The following is a 20739-nucleotide window of genomic DNA, read 5'->3' as shown; positions in this document are numbered from 1 at the left end:
TACCCACGTGTTACTCACCCGTCCGCCGCTAACATCAGGGAGCAAGCTCCCATCTGTCCGCTCGACTTGCATGTATTAGGCACGCCGCCAGCGTTCGTCCTGAGCCAGGATCAAACTCTCCGATAAATGGATCACAGGTTAATCTCACCGCATCCTGCGGCGACACCTGTGTGACCTGCATCGTGCAGGCCTAGTTTGACTGACTACGCACATTGCTGTGCGATTTATAAAAATGAATTAACAGGTACGTTTTGTCTTGTTTAGTTTTCAAAGATCATTTTCACTTCTTGTTGAAGCGACTTTATTAATATAACATTTCGACTTTCTTTTGTCAAATGTTTTTTTGGTTTATTTCTCCGCCGCTGTGAGCTTGTTTTCTCAGAAGCGCATCAGCGACGTTTAATAATATAACACCTGTATTTATTTATTGCAATAGTTTTTTTAAAAAAATCTATAAATCAAATAAACTATAATCCTCGCCATGATTTCTAAAGCGTGTGTATCATATAACTTTCTTAAAAGAACATATACATCAGTCATGTGGTCTTGTTGTTTTTTTTGTTTTCTTGTATAGTAGAAACGAACTAAATACTGATGACCACAAGGGGAGCATTAAAGCTGAGAGTGAGCGGTTTCGTTCTGACCCTTTGAACCTGTTAGTTAACGCTGGCGTAGGGATGTGGCAAAGTCAAATGAATTGCGATCGTAAAGCAGTGCGTGGAACTTTTCTCATCCTTCCGCGTGCTGCTTTTTTGTTGTCCTTTTGGTTGTCTGTCAATGGAAGGAGATAGATATGAATCAATCTAAGCAACTGGTTCGCCTTATTGAAATTGCCATTATGACAGCGGCAGCCGTTATTTTAGACATTGTCTCAGGAATGTTTCTTAGCATGCCTCAAGGAGGCTCGGTCTCCATCATGATGATTCCGATCTTTTTAATTTCGTTTCGCTGGGGTGTCAAAGCAGGTCTTACTACAGGTTTGTTGACAGGTCTAGTACAAATAGCAATCGGAAACTTGTTTGCTCAACATCCTGTACAACTGTTGTTAGATTACATTGTCGCTTTCGCAGCAATCGGCATAAGCGGCTGTTTCGCTTCTTCTGTCCGTAAAGCCGCTGTATCAAAAACAAAAGGGAAATTGATTGTTTCAGTGGTCAGCGCAGTTTTTATCGGCAGTTTCCTGCGCTATGCCGCGCATGTCATTTCAGGAGCTGTGTTTTTCGGCAGCTTTGCTCCAAAAGGAACACCGGTATGGATTTATTCTTTAACTTATAATGCGACTTACATGGTTCCTTCATTCATTATTTGTGCAATTGTCCTATGTTTATTATTTATGACAGCACCCCGTTTGCTTAAAAGTGACAAAGCGTAAAAATAACAATCCCCCAGCGAATTCCGCTGGGGGATTGTTTGTTATCTGTTAAGAAGTGTTTTTAAAGCAGAAAGATCCGGCCAGCCGAGGCCCGCTTCTTTCAGCCTTACTCCGGCGATTTCAAAGCTGTCCTCCGATACTCTTTCAGGAGAATAGGACTGATAAAATATAATCGAGGGGTTCTGCTCAATGACCCAAACAAACATGCTCGAAAAGCCATGTTGAAGCAAAAACTCTGCTCCTTTTGTTAAGAGCGCCCTCCCTGCACCTTGCCGCTGGTGCTCTTCCAGAAGATAAATAGCATATAGCTCGCCGTCATAGCCTTCTTGTTCAGAGCGAATAGGTCCAAATGAAGCAAAGCCGAATACTGAACCCTTTTCATCCTGGGCAACAAATACTCCCTTTAACGAGCGGCTTTTCCATTTGTCTTCAAATTCCTTATAGTTCAGGCTGTTTAAATAATCAGCCGGGATAATTTCGTGGTATGTTGTCCGCCAGCTGTCTACATGCACCTTTGCAATGTCCTTTATATCATCTAACTTCGCTTCACGTACAGTTACCATCCGGTTCTGTCCTTTCCTTACTCTGATTTTTGGACCGTTTTGGCTTCTTTGATTTCATTTGTTAATTCATTAATGCTTTGTTTTACGTTTCCTTTTCCTGAAAAGTTCTCAATCATTTCTTTTACGTCAATTCCTGAGGATGCTTTTAAACTTTCTTGCAGACTTGACATTAAGTTCGTCGCATAGCTGGTTACTTTGTTTGCGCCGCTTGATTCACCGCTTCCTCCTGTATCTACAACGGTGATTTTATCAATATTTGAAAGAGGCGCCGCTGCTTGTTTCGCGTATTCCGGAAGCATTTTGACGATCATATCGAAAATCGCCGCCTGCCCGTACTGTTCAAAGGCAGCCGCAATTTTCTCTTTTGCTTCCGCTTCTGCAAGACCTTTCAGGCGGATAACCTCAGCCTCTGTTTCTCCTTTTGCTTTTTCAGCTTCTGCTTTGGCTAGCCCGTCAATTCTTACTTTTTCCGCCTCAGCCTTTGCCATTGCTTCTATACTGTACTTCTTGGCATCGGCTTCCGCTAGCTGTTTGGCTTTCTCAGCTGCTGCGGACTGCTCAACAGAATAACGGTCTGCATCAGCTTTTTTCTTCACCTCTGAGTCGTATTGACGTTCACGGCGAAGAATTTCTTTTTCTTCTAGTTCTATTTGCTTTTGGCGTTCGATAATTTTAACCTGCATTTCCTGCTCTGTGACTTGCTGGCGCGCTCTGGCTGTCTCTAAATCATATGCTTGGTCAGCATTCGCTTTTGCCGTATCTTGTTCTCTGCGGAATTCAGCCATTTTGAGCTGATTGATTTTTTCAGCTTCAGCGATTTCCGTCGCCCGTTCAAGTTCAGATTTCTTTGCGTCTTTATCGGCTTCTGCCCGCTTAATCCGGGTTTCTTTATCAGCCTCTGCTGTTGCGATATCAGCATCGCGTTTTACTTGGGCAATTCTCGGTTTCCCTAATGATTCAAGATAACCGTTTTTATCACGTACATCTTTAATAGTAAACGAGACGATTACAAGCCCCATTTTTGCGAGATCCTGTGAAGCGACACGCTGCACCTCTTGAGAGAATTTTTCTCTGTTTTTGTAGATTTCTTCTACTGTCATTGAGCCAAGAATGGAACGAAGGTGGCCTTCTAAAACCTCTCGCGCTTCCTGCTCACGGTCGTCTTTCGATTTCCCTAAAAATTGTTCGGCTGCTGTAGCGATTTCTCCTATAGAACCGCCGATTTTAATAATCGCAGTTCCATCGGCCATTACAGGCACTCCTTGCTCTGTATAGACTTCAGGTGTCGAAACATCAAGTTTGCTTGACAATAAGCTTAGCGGCTCTGCCTGCTGGAAGACGGGAAGGACAAAGGTTCCTCCGCCGCGGACGATTTTGAGACGGTTGCCGCCTTCATCGACATGAACATTTTTATTGCCCAGATAACTCCCCGTTACGATTAACGCTTCATCTGGCCCTGCTGTACGATACTTTGTAATAAACACAGCTACTAGTGCAATTAATAAAAAGAATACAACTCCGATGATCACTATAATCGGCATTGTCATATCAAATTCCTCCTTGGGTTTTAAATGGGTTCATGCGGAGTAACAGAAAGAACTCCATTGCTAATATCTACGACCAGCACCGTTGTCCCGTAACTGATCTGCTGATTATCAAAACTGACCGCTGACTTTGAAATGGTGCCGCCTATTCCTTCTATGACCACTTCGCCAAACCCGTCAACTGGAACAGCTGTAATTACTTTACCGACTCTCCCTCTTAGATCATCTTCTCTATATGCCAATGATTCTTCCGCGGATGATAATGGAACCAGCACAAAGATGTGAAGCAATATCACCAGCATGATTGAAAGGATGCAAGATAAAAGCGCAATCAGCAAGCTTGACAGCGGCAATACGAGCTCGCCTATATATCCGCCTGCTGAAAAACATGTGAAAAATGAGAGCACTAATGTAGGATTTAGAAAGGGAATACCTTCCGACAGTCCTGCAAATACATCTCCGAAAAACAGAAATAACAGTGTAAGACTGCCGGCAATAATAAGCGTATAAAGATAAATCGTTTGTATAGGTACACCAAATAACTCCAATTCCCTCATCCTTTCTTCATCAATGCATTGATGAACGGCTGCCGTTACCATTTATACGAGACACCGCAGGAAAGGTTTCAAAATTTTAAGACAAATAACCCATTTTGAAGTGCTTTATAAATGATAATTGCTTATATATATGGTAATGTCATTTTAGGAGGAGATATGATGAGTATCTTTAACGAAGCCAGATTAGAAACGTGGAACGAATTGAAAGGACTTTCTGACGAAAAGCTGAACCAAAAGCCTTCTGCTGAAGAATGGAGTATACGGGAAGTTCTTGACCATTTGAAAAAAATCGATTTGACTGCACAAAAAATGCTGAAGGAACGTGTAAAGGACGCTCCGATTAAAGAAATTGAAGAAAAACGGCTTGAGGTAGCACAGAACAGAAATAATAAACGGAAAGCCCCGAGTCATCTTGAACCTGCGCATGATTTTATTTCAGGCAGCCAAATGAAACGCGAGCTTGATGTGGTAAGAGAGCAGCTGACTGCTGCGATCGCCTCCCTGAAAGAAGAAGATTTTGAAAGAGTGCTTCCGCATCCTGTGTTTCAAGAGCTGACTGTCAGACAGTGGATCGATTTTATCGGCCATCATGAAAAACGGCACCTCAGCCAAATGAAAGAAATTAAAGAAAAGATAGAAAGGGCCTGATTTGTTCAGACCCTTTCTGCTTTTCGTTTAACTTTTCGCTGATAGGAATGAACTTCTATTTCATCACCTGCGTAAACAGCACCGGGTCTTTCAACAATGCAGACAATTCCTCGCATGCCCGCTGCATGGCGGACGAAAGCCGGCGCCAGCTTCGGTTGCTCCGGATAATAAGACTGAATGACTTCTCCGGGCTGAATGCACGGATCATTTTCGCCCTCACACAGCAGAGCGGCTCCGCTCGGAAAAATAATCCGGCTTCCTTCTTTTAATGTAGTAAGATCTGGTATACCGCTGACTGCCACATTCGCCCCGAGCCATTCCGGCGAAATCCTCGGCACTCCCATTTTTAAAGCAATTTCGTTGCATTCCTCTATTGAAACAATTGAAATTTGTCTGCGGTTGAAAATTTCAGTCCCTCTTGAAAACATTGGTTCTCTGGCTCCCGCTTTTTTGGTCAAGCCAAAATGCAAGTCTCCGGGGATGCCGCCATAATCAAAATCAAGCTTGTCCATTTGGTTTGTTACGAAGCTTTCTGTATCTGCAATATATAAGCCTTCCGCTTTTGCGGTCATACGCTTCCACATCAGCTGGCACCTTCCTTCTCATCTAAAATTTCCATCTATGCTTCATTATCCCAAAAAATCCCGCTCTGTAAAGGAGCGGGATTTTGATTATACCGTTTTAGGCGTAAGGTTAAAGCAACGCTTATAGATCCAGTTGTATGCTTTTTCATTTAAATCTCTAGGGTTTCCGAAGGTTTGCGGATCTTTCATTGCTTCTTTAGACAAGCGTTCGATCATATCAGGTGATACTCCCTGATCTTCTAAAGTCGGCACTTCTAAATCTTCGACCAGATCATACATCCAATTGACAGATGCTTTCGCAGCTTCTTCTGTTGTCATCTTGCTTGTATCAATACCGAAGGCTTTCGCAATCCGTGCAAACTTCTCAGGATAGCCCTTCCAGTTGTATTCCATGACAGGCCCCATCATCGCCGCCACACATTGGCCGTGAGCGACTGGGATAATACCGCCAAGCGTTTGGCTCATCGCGTGAGCCGCGCCAGCTGATTCACTGCCGTAAGAAAGACCGGCAAGCATTGCAGCCTGCGCCATTCCGTACCTTGCTTCCAGATCCTCTCCATCAGCAAATGCCCTTTTAATGTAATGAGCGGCATACTCAATCGCCATTAAGGCAACTGCATCCGTGATTGGCTGCGCAAACTTCATTGTATAGCACTCAATAGCATGAGCAAGCGCATCAATTCCCGTCATGGCTGTTACATGCGGAGGCATTGAAATATGAAGCTTAGGATCAATGATGGTTAAGTGCGCTGCAATCAGCGGACCGCCCGTGTTGAATTTGAATTCTCTTTCTTCATCTGTGATAACCGCCCATTGCGTTACTTCTGATCCTGTTCCAGCCGTAGTGGGAATTGTCGTCAGCGGAGGAATGCGGTTTTCCAGCGGTTTTTTCCCATCTGCCGCTTCATAATCAAGCACGCTTCCTTCGTGAGTTGCTTCTACTCCGATTGCTTTTGCTGTATCCATGGAGCTTCCGCCTCCAACTGCCACCAAGCCATTACAATTCTCTTTTTTATAAAGCTCAGACCCTTCATTCACCAGACGGACAGGCGGGTTTGGCTCCACTTTATTAAAGAGCACCACTTCAATGCCTGCTCCTTTAAGTGATTCGATAACAGGATCAGCTACGCCAGCTTTATAAATCCCTGGGTCTGTGACAAGGAGTGCTTTTGAAACGCCCAGTGCAGCTACTTCCTCACCCGTATGCTTGATGGCTCCGATTCCGTGCTTAATGACAGTCGGAATTTCAAATGTGTGGAATTTCTGCATACTTTCTACCTTCATATTTAATGTCATCATCAATCTCCCCCTATTATGAATTGAACCAGTTAACCGCTGCCGGTTTTGTATTGCGATATACATGCTTGACTTCTGTGTATTCTTCAAGGCCTATTTTTCCAAGCTCGCGTCCGAACCCGGATTGCTTATAGCCGCCCCATGGTGCCTGTGCAAAGTACGGATGAAAATCGTTGATCCAAACGGTTCCCATTCTCAAGCGGGCTGCTACCCGTTCGCATTTTTCAATATCTTTTGACCATACCGCTCCGGCCAGGCCATAGATAGTATCATTCGCAAGCTCAATTACCTCTTCTTCAGAGCTAAAAGATTCGACTGTCAAAACAGGACCGAAAACCTCTTCCTGTACGATTCTCATGTCAGATTTACAGTTTGAAAAAATAGTAGGTTCGTAGAAAAAGCCCTTTTGAAGCGCTGGGTCTTCCGGGCGTTTGCCTCCTGTCTCCAGCTTCGCACCTTCTTCTATTCCGATCTCTACATATTTTTCTACCTTTGCCCTGTGCTCCGCCGAAATAAGCGGACCGCTTTCTGTTACTGCGTGAAAACCGTTTCCAAGTTTTATCCGTTTTGCCCGTTTGACCAGCTCCGCCAAAAATTGATCATGAATGGCGTCCTCAACAAGCAAGCGGGAGCCTGCAGAGCATACTTGGCCAGCGTGGAAAAATACAGCGTTTAATGCCTGATCAACCGCAACTTCTAAATCCGCGTCCTTGAAAACGATATTTGGGTTTTTCCCGCCAAGTTCAAGGGCGATTTTTTTGACGTTTCCGCTTGCCGCCCGCATGATTTTTTTGCCTGTTTCGATTCCGCCTGTAAACGAAATCAAATCAACGTCTTTGTTTGCGGCAAGCTCATCACCCACTGTAGCTCCCGGTCCAAGGACAAGGTTTGCGACACCTTTTGGAACGCCGGCTTCTTCAATCAGCTTAAAGACTTTGATAGTCGTCAGCGGCGTAATCTCACTCGGCTTCATGACGATTGTGTTTCCTGCAGCCAGTGCAGGTGCGATTTTCCAGCTCGCTTGAAGAAGCGGATAATTCCATGGAGTGATCTGGCCGCAAACCCCGATTGGCTCCCTAATGATTTTGCTTTCTGAATCAGGAATCGGAGATGAAATGATTTCTCCGCCTTCCTTGTCAGCCAAGCCGGCGTAATATTGAAAAACATTGGCGATATCGTCCATATCGGCTTTGCTTTCTTCGAGTGTTTTTCCTGTATCAAGAGATTCAAGCTCTGCCAGCTCCTCAAGATCGCGTCTGATTAATTCCGCAATTTTCAGAACAATATTCCCGCGTTCAAGCCCGGATAATGAAGACCATTCTCCTTTGTCAAATGCTCTGCGCGCGGCTGCAATTGCCTTGATGGCGTCCTCTCGCCCTCCCTCGCTTACAGTTGCAATTTCTTCTTGATTAAATGGATTGATAATGCTCCGGATCTGTCCTTTTTCGGCACTGATCCATTCTCCGTCAATGTATAATGTTTGACTCATATAAGCCTCCTTGACGCAAATAAAGTTTGTTAAATAAAAATTTAACGTTTTTAACAACATTAATCTAACATACGGTTTTTAAACTGTCAAAGCCCCTTCTCGATTTTTCTTTTTGACTTTTCCTTATGTTTCGTTAAGATAAAGAACATAAAGAAGTAACTTAACGAATTTAACTTTCTAAAGGAAAAGAGGGTCAGTATGGATGAAAATCCAGAATTTGCAGCTATAGAACAGGCTCGGGATCTTGTTATTGACTCCATTGCTGAAACGATGGATCTTTACGGAATTACCCGCAGTGTCGGGATTTTATATGGGACGATGTATATGAGGGATGAAATGACGCTTGACGAAATGCGCGAGGAGTTGCAAATGAGCAAACCAAGCATGAGCACAGGGGTCAAAAAGCTTCAAGACTTAAACGTAGTAAAAAAAACATTTCACCGGGGCATCCGCAAGCATACATTTGTGGCTGAAAAAGATTTCTTTAAATTTTTCACAAATTTCTTTCCCCCTAAATGGGAGCGGGAGGTTCAAGTGAATGTAGCAGCGATCGAAGAAGCTCAGGCTGATTTACAAAAGGTTTTAAGCAAGGAAGATCTCGATGAGGATATCAAAAATGAAGCACTGCAGTTATATGATCAGCTGGAAAGCTCTAAAGCTTACTACGACTGGCTGAAGCGGCTTGCTGAAGCGGTGCAGAGCGGAGAAATTTTTAAATTTATACCGATTGAAACAAAGTAAAACAGCAAACGCCTGGGAAACCAGGCGTTTTTTTAATGTAATTACTACAAATTTGAAAAATACGGGAAAAACACCCCATTTACTTCCAAAATATTTGATGGTAATTTTATGTAGGTAAAATTTGTATTTGGCCTTTCAGAGGAGGTGAAAAGCGGGCAGGCCTGTTTAATTTATCACTTATTAGGGGGAATTTTGTTATGAAACGCAAATTATTATCTTCTTTGGCAATTAGTGCATTAAGTCTCGGGTTACTCGTTTCTGCACCTACAGCTTCTTTTGCGGCTGAATCTACATCAACTAAAGCTCATACTGAATCTACTATGAGAACACAGTCTACAGCGTCATTGTTCGCAACAATCACTGGCGCCAGCAAAACGGAATGGTCTTTCTCTGATATCGAATTGACTTACCGTCCAAATACGCTTCTCAGCCTTGGCGTAATGGAGTTTACATTGCCAAGCGGATTTACTGCAAACACGAAGGACACATTGAACGGAAATGCCTTGCGTACAACACAGATCCTCAATAACGGGAAAACAGTGAGAATTCCTCTGGCACTTGATTTGCTAGGAGCTGGCGAATTCAAATTAAAACTGAATAACAAAACACTTCCTGCCGCTGGTACATATACTTTCCGCGCGGAGAATAAATCATTGAGCATCGGAAATAAATTTTACGCAGAAGCCAGCATTGACGTGGCTAAGCGCAGTACTCCTCCGACTCAGCCATGCGGCTGCAACTAATGTAAAAGACCGGTTAACACCGGTCTTTTTTTGCGTTTTCTCCTACCCTTTTTTCTCTCATTCCCGTTATCTTTTTTCTGGTTTAAAATTTAAATTGACAAACACTAGAAACAGGAGTAAATTCTTGAGTGTTCAATTTCATACAGTCTCTTTTACCGCTTAATCAAACACGAACGGGGGAACCAACGATTGGCTGTTTTATTTAACAGCCTTGGGGTGAATCTTACTAAGTAAGAGGGGGTACTCTGAATCCCTAATCCGACAGCTAACCTCGTAGGCGTATACAGAGAGGAGGTCTATTGCGACCATTCTTCGAAATGGTCTTTTTTGCTTAAAAAAACGTTAATTTACTAAGGGAGTTATGAACATTGGGAAGAATAAAAAATAAGCAATTTGCCGTGATCGGGCTGGGCCGGTTTGGCGGCAGCATTTGCAAAGAACTGCACAGAATGGGACACGAGGTCCTTGCAGTTGATATCAACGAAGAAAAGGTCAATGCATATGCTTCTTACGCCACTCATGCGGTAATTGCCAACGCTACCGAAGAAAACGAATTGCTTTCATTAGGAATACGCAATTTTGAATATGTGATTGTTGCCATCGGAGCGAATATTCAAGCGAGTACGCTGACCACCCTATTATTAAAGGAGTTTGATATTCCAAATATTTGGGTGAAGGCTCAAAACTATTATCATCATAAGGTGCTTGAAAAAATCGGCGCGGACCGTATTATCCACCCTGAAAAGGACATGGGAGTCAAGATCGCACAAAGCCTTTCTGATGAAAACGTTTTGAATTACATTGATTTATCTGATGATTACAGTATTGTCGAGCTTCTGGCAACGCGCAAGCTTGATTCAAAATCACTTATTGACCTGAATGTAAGAGCAAAGTACGGCTGCACGATCCTAGCCATTAAACATCATGGAGATATCCGTCTTTCTCCCGCACCTGAAGACATCATTCACGAGCAGGATTGTCTGGTGATCATGGGGCACAAAAAGGATATTAAACGTTTTGAAAACGAAGGGATGTAGACAAAGGTGACACTTCAAAAGGATAAAGTGATCAAATGGGTTCGGTTTACACCGCCTCAAGTGCTTGCAATTGGTTTTTTCCTTACCATTATCATCGGGGCTGTCCTATTAATGCTTCCGATTTCCACTACGAAGCCATTGTCATGGATAGATGCCCTTTTTACTGCGGCTTCCGCTACAACTGTTACAGGGCTTGCTGTTGTCGATACTGGTACTCAATTTACGGTATTCGGGCAAACAGTTATTATGGGGCTGATTCAGGTTGGCGGGCTTGGATTTATGACATTTGCGGTCTTGATCGTCATGATATTAGGAAAAAAAATCGGCTTAAAAGAACGAATGCTCGTCCAGGAAGCCTTAAACCAGCCGACAATCGGCGGTGTCATTGGCCTTGTCAAAGTCCTGTTTCTGTTTTCGATTAGTATTGAATTGATAGCAGCACTCATTTTATCCATCCGGCTTGTGCCTCAGTACGGCTGGTCATCCGGCTTGTTTGCCAGTCTGTTTCACGCGATTTCTGCTTTTAACAATGCCGGGTTTTCGTTATGGCCTGATAATTTGATGAGCTATGTTGGGGACCCTACAGTGAACCTTGTGATTACTTTCTTATTTATTACAGGAGGGATTGGATTTACGGTTCTGTTTGACATTATGAAAAATCGGCGTTTCAAAGCTTTTTCCTTACATACAAAGCTTATGCTTACAGGAACGCTGATGTTGAATGCGATTGCTATGCTTGTGATCTTTATTTTAGAGTACAGCAACCCTGGCACGCTTGGCCACCTGCATATAGGGGATAAACTATGGGCTTCCTATTTTCAGGCAGTGACGCCGAGAACCGCGGGCTTCAATTCCCTTGATTTTGGAAGTATGAGAGAAGGAACGATTGTATTTACTTTATTATTGATGTTTATCGGAGCAGGCAGCGCTTCAACGGCGAGCGGCATTAAGCTGACTACGTTCATCGTGATTTTAACATCTGTTATTGCTTACTTGAGAGGTAAAAAAGAAACGGTTATTTTCCGCCGCTCCATCAAATATCCGATAATCATTAAAGCTTTAGCTGTGAGCGTCACCGGTTTGTTCATCGTGTTTTTAGGGATATTCGCCCTGACGATCACAGAACAAGCGCCATTTCTTCAAATTGTGTTTGAAACCTTTTCCGCATTCGGAACTGTCGGCCTTACGATGGGGCTTACTCCTGAGCTGACAACAGCTGGAAAGTGTATCATTATTGTCATCATGTTTATCGGAAGAATTGGTCCTTTAACGTTCGTGTTTTCATTCGCAAAAACAGAGCAATCAAATATTCGATACCCTGACGGCGAAGTGTTTACAGGGTGATATCAAAAAAATCCGGCGTGCAATCGCCGGATTTTTTTATGATTCGATATGAGATTGATTTTGTCTTTTTTCCTGTTCCGCGATGATCTCGTTGTCCTCTGCGTTATCACGGGTCACTTTTTGTGTAAGAATCGCACCAACAGCTACGAGTATCATAACAGCGATGTAATAACCTTTTTCATTGAGTTCCAGGTTATCAGCATTATAGAGTCCGATACTAAACAAAAATACTCCCGCAAAAAAAGTGAAATAAGCTAATACGGTAAAGGCAACCGTATTTCTGCGTCTATATTTCTGCACCTTTGTTCCCTCCCAAAAGCATAGTTAATTAGTGATAACTGTCGTGGAATATTATACCTCAAATTCCCCGGAATGGAACAAAGAATTAAAAATACCAGTAAAAAGGGCTTAGGTTGCTTCCTTTATTTCAACAGCTGAATCATCAATCCAGCCGATGAGTTTATTATTGATTTGGAATTGGTACCATACAGACTGGCCTTTCTGTTTTTTAGACACAACCTTTATATCTTTGCCGACGTAAGATTGGGCAGAGGTAAGCCTTATAGATCGATCATCAGTAGAGGGCTTAGACCATACGTCTTGAACGGCACTATCTTTAATGGAAGCATTTAAATCCACTGATTTGAGGGATGGGTTTACCTTATCGTACTCATCCAAATCGTATTTCTCCACAATAGCGCTGATTTTATGAGCGTAGTCAGGGTCTGTAGCATACCCTGCTGTTTGCAGTGCAGTTGCAGCTTCCTTATAATCTCCAGCCTCAAGCACAGGTTTATACTTCTTTTTATTCCACGATGTGCCGCGGACGAACAATTGGGCATGATCATCCATCGATTCAAAAAACGTGCTGTATTTTCGAAACTTCGCACGAATGGTTTTTCTTTTCCCTTTTTCAACTTCGTCCGTTTCCATCGTAACGTGATGGCCTTTATAATTTCCTTTCACGCCAAAAAGGTTGTTGGCCTTAGCAGCCAGCTCGCTATTCCCCCAGTCAGATTCGAGAATGGCCTGAGCGATTGTGATGCTGGGGAGGACATGATATTTTTCATACAAAATTTGGGCATGCCCGGACAGGCTGTCTATAAATACTTGCTGTTCATCAATTTCTTCAGTTTCTTTAGATGTTTCAATCGGTTTTGATAAAGTTGTCGCTAAAACAAACAGAGCTAGCGGAATCGATACAATGAAAAATAGTGAAATGAAGAGTTTACGTTTTTTCAATTTTTTACGGGCCATGAAAACCTTCCTTCGAATTAAAAGATTACGAATGTAAAAGAATCTACCTTTTAGAATTTTACTTGCACTTCTAATATTTTTCAATTCTTTAGGGATAAAGTTGGGAAAAGATTGCATAATAAAAACCTTTTCGTGCAAGGAAAAGGTTTTTATCACGTTTTACTTTTGTAAATTTCTGAGTGCATTCCGATATTCTTTATCATTGATTACTTGATGTGATTTGATAGTTGCATTCGACAATCCCTGTCCTGAAACGGCCGGTTCCGGAGAAGTTTTTGCTTGATCATGTGGTTTATGTGCAAGCTTGTGCCCCATGCCTGTAGCATTCATACAAAATGACAGGCAGACGAGCAGAACGCTGAGGATAAAAGAAATGAAAAAGAGATCATGATAAGCAGTCATCATAGAATCCTGTACCGAACCGTTTTGTCTCGCAGCATCTTTTTTCGTGAAAAAACCGATGAGAATGGGAACTCCCATATAGACAAACAATCTTAAAAACTGGACAGCTGTCATTCTCTTGACCAAATCAGGCAGCGGGCCTCCCATGGCAGCTCCCATCAGCCCTGCGGCGACTGTCAGGCCGGTTCCGGCTGCCAGCATGATAAACAGTGCTGCGAACATATAGAGAGACGATTGATCTTGCATATGCAGCCATTGAAAATTTACAAAGACGAGAATGAGCCCGCCGATAATACCAAGCATCCCTGGTCCGACTTTATCATAAAACAGAGCGCTCAAAATGGCCGCGATCGCCACTCCGATTAAAAGAGTCAAGTTTAAAAGAATGAGATGAGCCTGAGAAATATCATACATTTGACGGAGCAAGCCTTGAAAAGCAGACAGACTGACAGCTACCGTTATCGTCCCTGCAGCTATAATCAATAAGCCAAGCACCGGTTTTGGCAGCAGCATCAGTTTAATAGATATGAAGGGGTTTTTCACTTTATATTCCACAATCAATAGAACAATGAGCAAACATAGCGTCACCCCGAAACCAATCCATACATAACCCGATGACAGCCCCCATTTTTGCAGAAAAATGAATGAAACCGCTGAGGCTGCGGCAAGGAAAACAGATAAAAGAATTCCCTTGCGATCAAGCGGCTGTTCTTGATCCGCCGCTCCGTGATGCTCGTCATGAAGAAAGAAATAGCTCACCGCGACACCGATCAGGGACAAGGTGCCAAAGATGAAAAACAGCCATCTCCAATGCCCGCTGCTTGTTGCAATGGTTCCAAGGATTGTGCCGATGATAACAGAACCATAGAACCCTCCGATTAGCACAAGCAGTGCATAGTTCCTGCGTTCAATCGGGAATGACAGTACAAGCATTGGAATCATAATCATCAGCATGACGCCTGTTGCCGCCCCCTGTAAAAAGCGTCCTGCCGCCATCCATGCAATATCGCTTGAACATGCGATGAGCAGTGAGCCTAGTATAAAGACAGGTAATGAAACCAGATAGACTGGACGAGCACCGAATTTTTTCCTCAGCAGCGGTCCTGCCGGAACTAATAAGGCAAAGGCCATATTGCCGATCAATATTGGATTTACTGTTGTGAAGCCACTTGTTCCAACCACTTTCTGAACAAGGCCTTGAACTGACGACAATGCCGTGTTAGACATCAATCCCGGCCCGACCGCTAAGACGGCGAGCAAAGAAATCACCCAATAGTGTTTTGTCTTCATGTTGTCATTCCTTCCTATATAAATACATGCGAAACACATCATTTTTTGAAACCAAAAGAAGCTAATAGATTTTGCATACCATTAGCTTTCATTCTAATATTCTCCCTTTCAGGGGAAATGATATTATTTTATTATAATTATGTGAATGAATGAGCATATACTCAAACATTATTTCAAATCGATTATGTTTTGTCAATGGAGTAAATTTCAAGCACAACATAAAAAGTCTGAAAGCTTTTCCCCGATATTGTGTTTTGGAGCCAAGGGGCCTAGAACTGCACTTATGGATCCCTGCTCGTTCCCTCAAGCGAATTAAAGCAGGCGGCTTTAACCCTTTCAATCCACTATTCCAACTAATAAACTCGAATAAGTTGGTAATAAGACAACATTTTGGCCGCACTTTTTTTTGTGTTCACTGGGCATTTGCCGCCTCTAAATTGTATATGGGTAAATACCATGAATTAACCTATGAAATACCAATGTAAGGAAATTTTAAATATTCCGGGAGGCAAAACGAATGGAACTGTATGAGTGTATCCAAGATATTTTTGGCGGCTTGAAAAATCCATCGGTTAAAGATTTAGCAACATCATTAAAACAAATTCCAAACGCAGCACAATTGAGTCAACCGTATATTAAGGAGCCAGACCAGTACGCCTACGGCCGAAATGCCATCTATCGAAACAATGATTTGGAGATTATCGTAATTCACATTCCGCCTAACGAGGAGACAACCGTCCACAATCATGGCCAATCCATTGGTTGTGCAATGGTGCTAGAAGGAAAGCTTCTTAATTCTATTTATCGCTCAGTCGGCGAACATGCAGAACTCTCCAATTCATACTTTGTCCACGAAGGAGAATGCCTTATTTCAACCAAAGGTTTAATTCACAAAATGTCCAATCCGACGTCCGAACGAATGGTGTCTCTTCATGTCTACTCCCCCCCTTTGGAAGACATGACGGTCTTTGAGGAACAAAAGGAGGTTTTGGAAAATTCATGATTGACAGATAAACTGCTCACTTTGACTTCGCTCAACTGGAGGATTCAGAGAATGTACCTTTTCCTCAAAACAAAAAACCCTTATAGAATAAGGGTTTAAAGGTATGGAGCCAAGGGGGCTCGAACCCCTGACCTCTACGCTGCCAGCGTAGCGCTCTCCCAGCTGAGCTATGGCCCCGTATGTAACGTCATGTTTATTATAGATGATTTTTTTTTGAAAAACAAGCTGTTTCCTCTTGAATTGACAGAAAAAATAAGGCTCGGGATGAGCCTTATTTTTCGACTTACATCATGATCAAAAGTAAAATCACACCGAGAATAATTCGATAGATTGCAAATGGGACGAGTTTGATTTTATTAATCAGTCTTAAGAAGAAACGGACGACAAACAACGCGACAACAAAGGCACAGATAAAGCCGACGATGAAAAACGGCATCAAATCCGAGCTTAAGCTGTCCCAATGCTTCACAAGGCTTAGAAAACTTGCTCCCATCATGATCGGCATCGCCATAATAAACGTAAAGTCGGCTGCCGCTCGGTGGTTTAACCCAAGAATAACACCTCCGGAAATGGTTGAACCTGAACGTGAGAAACCCGGCCAAAGGGCAAGACATTGGAATAAGCCAACAGCTATCGCCTGCTTATAGGAAATGCGGTCGAGGGTGTCTGTCGCTGTTTTCCGCTTATTGACCCAGTCAGCAAAAAGCATCAGGATTGCCCCGGCAATTAAACCGATGGCCACAGTTTTAACGGAAAATAAATATTCATCAATGTAATCTTCAAACAAAAAGCCGAGAACAGCAGCGGGAACGAGTCCGACAGCAATTTGGGCAATGCTTAATTTATGTCCCTGCTTCTGGTCGCTTGTAATATTTTTTTTCAAGCCAAGTAAATTTAAAATTCGGTCTTTAAACACGATAGCTACTGCTAAAATGGAGCCTAGCTGAATAACGACTTTGAATGAGTTAGCAGCTTCTTCTGACATCAGATTACTTGATTTAAGCCAGATGTCGTCTACTATGATCATATGTCCTGTCGAAGAAACCGGCGCGTACTCTGTTAATCCTTCTACGATTCCTAAAATGGCGGCTACAAACAATTCCCATAGAGTCATGATTTTGATTCTCCCCATTAGACATTTATTTTTTTACATAACGGGAGCTTCCCATAAATGGAAAGCCCGTCTTATATAACTATAAACGAAAATCACACTTTATGCCCCGGCGTATTTTCATTTTTTTCTTCGTCGTATAAATGTGACCGCATTTTAAACCAGTCAAATAAATGTGTCGTAATGACTTTGGCAACTGCATAGCCCGGAATGGCAAGAATGATTCCAACAACGCCAAACAGCTTGCCGGCTGTTAATAGCAGAAAAATAATCGTGATAGGGTGGATGTGAAGGTTTTTTCCCATAATTTGCGGAGAGATCAGCTTCCCTTCAATCAGCTGAACAATGGTCCAAACGATCACCAGCTTAAGCAGCATGAGCGGCGATGTCACTATGGCAATGATAATTGCAGGCGTAATGGCAATCGTTGGCCCTAAATATGGAACAATGCTTGTACAAGCCGCAATGACTGCGAGCAATGAAGCATAATCCAGGCCGATAATCAAATAACCGATAAACAGCAAAAACCCGATACAGAAGCTGACAATGATCTGGCCTCTGATATAAGAGCTTAACCGATGATTCATTTCACTTAAGACTGTATATGTCTGTTCTTTCAATCGAGTCGGCACAAACTTCAGTATGTAGACCGGTAATTTCTTTCCGTCTTTTAGCAAATAGAAAAGAATAAACGGAACCGTGACAATCGAAATGATAATCTCAGTCAGGGCGCCGATAAAATTCCCAACACCGGTAAAGGTGCTGTTTACGATCGTCGCTGCCTGGTCCGAAACCTTTGTAGCAAGATCAGATATATTAATGTTCATCGTTTGCTGGGCCTGATTGACGAAGTTGCTGCCAATCAGCTGTTTCGTCTGATTTTCTACGACATCGACATATCTTGGGATATTATCAATCAAACTCATAATTTGTTCTTTTAAAAAGGGGATGATGGACACGATCGTGATCGTGATCAGCCCGATAATCAATAGATATAACAGCAATATGGAATAGATTCTTCTTATTCTTCTTCTCTCCAGAAAATCGACGACTGGATTTAACAGATAAAAAACAATGCCTGTCAAAATAATCGGAAGTGAAATTGTTTTGAGCAGAACAATAATCGGGGTGAAAATAAATGATGTTTTTGTAAATACAAGAATATTTAAACCAATCAGCAGCAGCACAAGCAAAAATAAAACAAACTTATTGTCCAAGAAGAATCGCTTGAATCTGCCGCTCCATGTTTGCAACGTCTCCACTATCGTTCCTCCGTCATACATAGTTTAGTTAATTGTACACTATCGTCCCTATAATGAAAAATAAAAACCGTTAATTGCTGGAAAAGCTTTCTCGGTTGTCACATTCTATTTATATCTATCATGTGATTTTGTTCTTTTTAAGCTATAATTTAGCTATATCATGCAAAAGGAGCGATACGAGTGATACGTTTTGCAATAATAGGAACCAACTGGATTACAGACCGCTTTCTTGAGTCAGCAGCGGATATAGAAGATTTTCAGCTGACTGCTGTTTATTCAAGATCGGCTGAACGCGCTGCTGAGTTTGCTGCTAAACACAATGCTGCGCATACCTTCTCAGACCTTCAGGAAATGGCGGCGAGCGATTGCTTTGATGCCGTATACATAGCCAGCCCGAACGCTCTTCACAAGGAACAAGCCGTACTCTTTATGAACCATGGCAAGCATGTGCTTTGTGAGAAGCCATTTGCTTCAAATACAAAAGAAACAGAAGAGATGATCTCAGCGGCTAAGGCAAACGGCGTTGTCCTCATGGAAGCGATGAAGACCACTTTCCTGCCGAATTTCAAAGAGCTGAAAAAACACCTGCATAAAATCGGCACTGTCCGCAGATTTACCGCAAGCTACTGCCAGTATTCCTCACGGTATGACGCGTTCAGAAACGGAACTGTTTTGAATGCGTTTCAGCCTGAGCTTTCCAATGGGTCATTAATGGATATTGGCGTCTATTGTATTTATCCGGCTGTTGTGCTGTTTGGCGAGCCGAAGGATGTAAAAGCAAACGGATATGCTTTATCTTCCGGAGTGGACGGAGAGGGAACTGTCATTCTGTCTTACGATGGATTCGAAGCTGTTCTGATGCATTCTAAAATCTCTACTTCCTATGCCCCGGCGGAAATCCAGGGTGAAGACGGAACGATTGTAATTGATACGATTCACCGGCCTGAACGTGTTGAAATCCGATACCGTGACGGCCGCCTTGAAAACATTGCGATCCCTGATCCTAAACCAGCGATGTTCTACGAAGCAGAAGAATTTGTCACGCTCATAAAAGAGAATAAGCAAGAATCTGAAGAAAATACATTTGAACGGTCTTTGATCACTGCAAAAATTATGGAAGAAGCAAGAAAGCAAATGGGGATTGTGTACCCTGCCGATCATGCTTAAAAAAATCCGCCCGCGTACAAATCACGCGGCGGATTTTTTATTAGGCAATCGGAAAAGACGCCTTCCTTTTTAAAAGTACCTTTTGTTCATACTCTTTGATGTCATGCAGCCATGCCTCTTTTACCGGCACGCCCATTTGTTCACAGTAGGAATCCCAGATGGCTCCGAAAGGATATGTTTTGAATTCCTCCATCAGGGCCAGCCTTTCTGTATAGCGGCCCTCTTCCTGCAATTGTTTTAAATAGCCGTTCGGGAGAAGCAAGGCGTACAATAAAGCTTTGATCATATTTCTCGTTCCGATGGTCCAGGCGGCTACACGGTTAATGCTGGCATCGAAAAAATCCAGACCGATGGCGACCTTCTCAAGAGCCTGATTACGCACAATTTCAAGAGCGATTTCTCTCAATTCATCATCCAAAACCACTACATGGTCGCTGTCCCAGCGAACTGGCCGAGATACGTGCAAAGCAAGCTTGTCTGTATAAAGCAGCATGGACGAGATCTTGTTTGATACCGTCTCAGTCGGATGGAAATGGCCTGTATCAAGTAAACAAAGCTTATGATTCGTCAAAGCATAAGCTAAATAAAATTCATGAGATCCGACAACATATGATTCGGAACCAAGCCCGAACAGCTTGCTCTCAACTGAATCGAGATTGTGTTGTTCACTGATCTCTTCTGCGAAAATCTGATCCAGTGATTCTTTTAATCTTTTACGCGGTGTCAGCCTGTCACTCGGGACATCCTTATAGCCGTCGGGAATCCAAATATTCGTCAAGCAAGGGGTGCCTAATTCTTTCCCGAAGTATTCTCCGATACGTCGGCACGCGATGCAATGCCTGATCCAAAATTCTCTGATATCCGGATCGGGGTGTGAAAGGGTGAGTCCATCAGCCGCGTTCTCATGCGAAAACAAGGTCGGATTGAAATCTAAACCTAGCCCTAAATCTTTTGCCCATCTCACCCAGTTTTCAAAATGCTGCGGCTTCAATTCGTCGCGTTCTGTCTCTTCCCCGTTTGTTTCTGCGTAAATCGCATGCAGGTTCACACGGTGCTTTCCAGGAATGAGAGAAAGCGCCTTCTCCAAATCTCTTCTTAATTCTTCAGGCGTTTGCGCTTTTCCGGGATAATTGCCAGTCACGTCAATTCCGCCTGAAAGCTCGCCCTTATTTACTTCAAAGCCTTCAATGTCGTCACCCTGCCAGCAATGGATCGAAATGGGCACTTGCTCTAATTGCCGAAGCGCCTCTTCAACATCAATTCCCCATTTTTCATATGCCTGTTTTGCAATGTCATAATTGGCTTTTATGGTCATGCAGCTCTCTCCCT

Annotated in this window: 20 protein-coding genes, 1 tRNA gene, 1 rRNA gene and 2 riboswitches; of the genes, 8 read left to right on the top strand and 14 right to left on the bottom strand. The window is 42.9% G+C overall.

Annotated features, from left to right (window positions below; genetic code table 11):
* Positions 1-126: ribosomal RNA gene (locus tag BLL41_RS19830) — 16S ribosomal RNA — on the bottom strand; the annotation flags it as partial.
* Positions 127-593: 467 nt separating this feature from the next.
* Positions 594-695, top strand: a riboswitch (TPP riboswitch).
* Positions 696-793: 98 nt separating this feature from the next.
* On the opposite strand from BLL41_RS19830, the gene thiT reads away from it, so the two are divergent.
* Positions 794-1372 (top strand): energy-coupled thiamine transporter ThiT, encoded by a 579-nt coding sequence (gene thiT / locus BLL41_RS19820; protein WP_071579161.1) that lies wholly within the window; start codon positions 794-796, stop codon positions 1370-1372.
* A gap of 41 nt (positions 1373-1413) precedes the next feature.
* Here thiT and BLL41_RS19815 read toward each other — a convergent pair whose 3' ends face one another.
* The 3 genes from BLL41_RS19815 to BLL41_RS19805 are packed head-to-tail and all read right to left on the bottom strand — an operon-like array spanning position 1414 to position 4027.
* On the bottom strand, positions 1414-1935 hold the full coding sequence (locus tag BLL41_RS19815) for a GNAT family N-acetyltransferase (protein ID WP_071579160.1): 522 nt from the start codon (positions 1933-1935) through the stop codon (positions 1414-1416).
* Positions 1936-1952: 17 nt separating this feature from the next.
* Entirely contained in the window at positions 1953-3482 is a 1530-nt protein-coding gene (floT, locus tag BLL41_RS19810) for a flotillin lipid rafts scaffold protein FloT (protein ID WP_071579159.1), read from the bottom strand.
* 20 nt (positions 3483-3502) lie between these two features.
* Positions 3503-4027, bottom strand: coding sequence for an NfeD family protein (locus BLL41_RS19805; RefSeq protein WP_083428084.1), 525 nt, complete (start codon positions 4025-4027; stop codon positions 3503-3505).
* 168 nt (positions 4028-4195) lie between these two features.
* Here BLL41_RS19805 and BLL41_RS19800 point away from each other — a divergent pair, with 168 nt between their 5' ends.
* Positions 4196-4684 (top strand): DinB family protein, encoded by a 489-nt coding sequence (locus tag BLL41_RS19800; RefSeq protein WP_071579157.1) that lies wholly within the window; start codon positions 4196-4198, stop codon positions 4682-4684.
* Positions 4685-4689: 5 nt separating this feature from the next.
* On the opposite strand, the gene BLL41_RS19795 is transcribed toward BLL41_RS19800, so the two are convergent.
* The 3 genes from BLL41_RS19795 to betB all read right to left on the bottom strand — a co-directional run bounded on the left by BLL41_RS19795 (position 4690) and on the right by betB (position 8053).
* Positions 4690-5268 carry an MOSC domain-containing protein gene (locus BLL41_RS19795; RefSeq protein ID WP_071579156.1) on the bottom strand — a complete coding sequence of 193 codons (579 nt, stop codon included), beginning with the start codon at positions 5266-5268 and terminating at the stop codon, positions 4690-4692.
* Positions 5269-5355: 87 nt separating this feature from the next.
* A complete protein-coding gene (gbsB, locus tag BLL41_RS19790) occupies positions 5356-6564 on the bottom strand; it encodes a choline dehydrogenase (RefSeq protein WP_071579163.1) in 1209 nt (402 codons plus the stop codon).
* Positions 6565-6580: 16 nt separating this feature from the next.
* The gene (gene betB / locus BLL41_RS19785) at positions 6581-8053 is read right to left on the bottom strand and encodes a betaine-aldehyde dehydrogenase (protein ID WP_071579155.1); all 1473 of its coding nucleotides are present in this window, start codon (positions 8051-8053) and stop codon (positions 6581-6583) included.
* Between the two features lie 198 nt (positions 8054-8251).
* On the opposite strand from betB, the gene gbsR reads away from it, so the two are divergent.
* The 4 genes from gbsR to ktrB all read left to right on the top strand — a co-directional run bounded on the left by gbsR (position 8252) and on the right by ktrB (position 11918).
* Positions 8252-8794, top strand: a complete 543-nt coding sequence (gene gbsR, locus BLL41_RS19780) for a transcriptional regulator GbsR (RefSeq protein WP_040082013.1) — start codon at positions 8252-8254, stop codon at positions 8792-8794.
* Positions 8795-8991: 197 nt separating this feature from the next.
* A complete protein-coding gene (gene bslA / locus BLL41_RS19775) occupies positions 8992-9537 on the top strand; it encodes a biofilm surface layer hydrophobin BslA (RefSeq protein WP_071579154.1) in 546 nt (181 codons plus the stop codon).
* Between the two features lie 146 nt (positions 9538-9683).
* A riboswitch (cyclic di-AMP (ydaO/yuaA leader) is annotated at positions 9684-9833 on the top strand.
* A 72-nt stretch (positions 9834-9905) separates the two neighbouring features.
* The gene (gene ktrA, locus BLL41_RS19770; RefSeq protein WP_071579153.1) at positions 9906-10574 is read left to right on the top strand and encodes a potassium uptake protein KtrA; all 669 of its coding nucleotides are present in this window, start codon (positions 9906-9908) and stop codon (positions 10572-10574) included.
* A gap of 6 nt (positions 10575-10580) precedes the next feature.
* Complete coding sequence (gene ktrB, locus BLL41_RS19765) at positions 10581-11918, top strand: Ktr system potassium transporter KtrB (protein ID WP_071579152.1); 1338 nt, start codon at positions 10581-10583, stop codon at positions 11916-11918.
* Positions 11919-11954: 36 nt separating this feature from the next.
* Here ktrB and BLL41_RS19760 read toward each other — a convergent pair whose 3' ends face one another.
* The 3 genes from BLL41_RS19760 to BLL41_RS19750 all read right to left on the bottom strand — a co-directional run bounded on the left by BLL41_RS19760 (position 11955) and on the right by BLL41_RS19750 (position 14867).
* The gene (locus BLL41_RS19760) at positions 11955-12218 is read right to left on the bottom strand and encodes a YiaA/YiaB family inner membrane protein (protein ID WP_003222348.1); all 264 of its coding nucleotides are present in this window, start codon (positions 12216-12218) and stop codon (positions 11955-11957) included.
* Positions 12219-12326: 108 nt separating this feature from the next.
* The gene (gene lytG / locus BLL41_RS19755) at positions 12327-13175 is read right to left on the bottom strand and encodes an exo-glucosaminidase LytG (RefSeq protein WP_071579151.1); all 849 of its coding nucleotides are present in this window, start codon (positions 13173-13175) and stop codon (positions 12327-12329) included.
* A gap of 159 nt (positions 13176-13334) precedes the next feature.
* The gene (locus tag BLL41_RS19750; RefSeq protein WP_071579150.1) at positions 13335-14867 is read right to left on the bottom strand and encodes an MFS transporter; all 1533 of its coding nucleotides are present in this window, start codon (positions 14865-14867) and stop codon (positions 13335-13337) included.
* Between the two features lie 517 nt (positions 14868-15384).
* Between BLL41_RS19750 and cdoA the strand changes: the two genes are divergently transcribed.
* Entirely contained in the window at positions 15385-15870 is a 486-nt protein-coding gene (gene cdoA, locus BLL41_RS19745) for a cysteine dioxygenase (RefSeq protein ID WP_071579149.1), read from the top strand.
* A 104-nt stretch (positions 15871-15974) separates the two neighbouring features.
* Here cdoA and BLL41_RS19740 read toward each other — a convergent pair.
* The 3 genes from BLL41_RS19740 to BLL41_RS19730 all read right to left on the bottom strand — a co-directional run bounded on the left by BLL41_RS19740 (position 15975) and on the right by BLL41_RS19730 (position 18243).
* Positions 15975-16047 (bottom strand) — tRNA-Ala (locus BLL41_RS19740).
* 106 nt (positions 16048-16153) lie between these two features.
* Positions 16154-16984 carry an undecaprenyl-diphosphate phosphatase gene (locus BLL41_RS19735; protein ID WP_071579148.1) on the bottom strand — a complete coding sequence of 277 codons (831 nt, stop codon included), beginning with the start codon at positions 16982-16984 and terminating at the stop codon, positions 16154-16156.
* A gap of 92 nt (positions 16985-17076) precedes the next feature.
* Positions 17077-18243 carry an AI-2E family transporter gene (locus BLL41_RS19730; protein WP_071579147.1) on the bottom strand — a complete coding sequence of 389 codons (1167 nt, stop codon included), beginning with the start codon at positions 18241-18243 and terminating at the stop codon, positions 17077-17079.
* Between the two features lie 180 nt (positions 18244-18423).
* Between BLL41_RS19730 and iolU the strand changes: the two genes are divergently transcribed.
* On the top strand, positions 18424-19410 hold the full coding sequence (iolU, locus tag BLL41_RS19725) for a scyllo-inositol 2-dehydrogenase (RefSeq protein ID WP_071579146.1): 987 nt from the start codon (positions 18424-18426) through the stop codon (positions 19408-19410).
* 40 nt (positions 19411-19450) lie between these two features.
* On the opposite strand, the gene rhaA is transcribed toward iolU, so the two are convergent.
* Positions 19451-20725, bottom strand: a complete 1275-nt coding sequence (gene rhaA, locus BLL41_RS19720; RefSeq protein WP_071579145.1) for an L-rhamnose isomerase — start codon at positions 20723-20725, stop codon at positions 19451-19453.
* Between the last annotated feature and the right edge of the window lie 14 nt (positions 20726-20739).

The sequence above is a fragment of the Bacillus sp. FMQ74 genome (assembly GCF_001875785.1).
Classification (GTDB): Bacteria; Bacillota; Bacilli; order Bacillales; family Bacillaceae; genus Bacillus; species Bacillus stercoris.
Note: the sequence above shows the minus strand (reverse complement) of the source record. Positions and strands in the feature narration are given on the sequence as shown.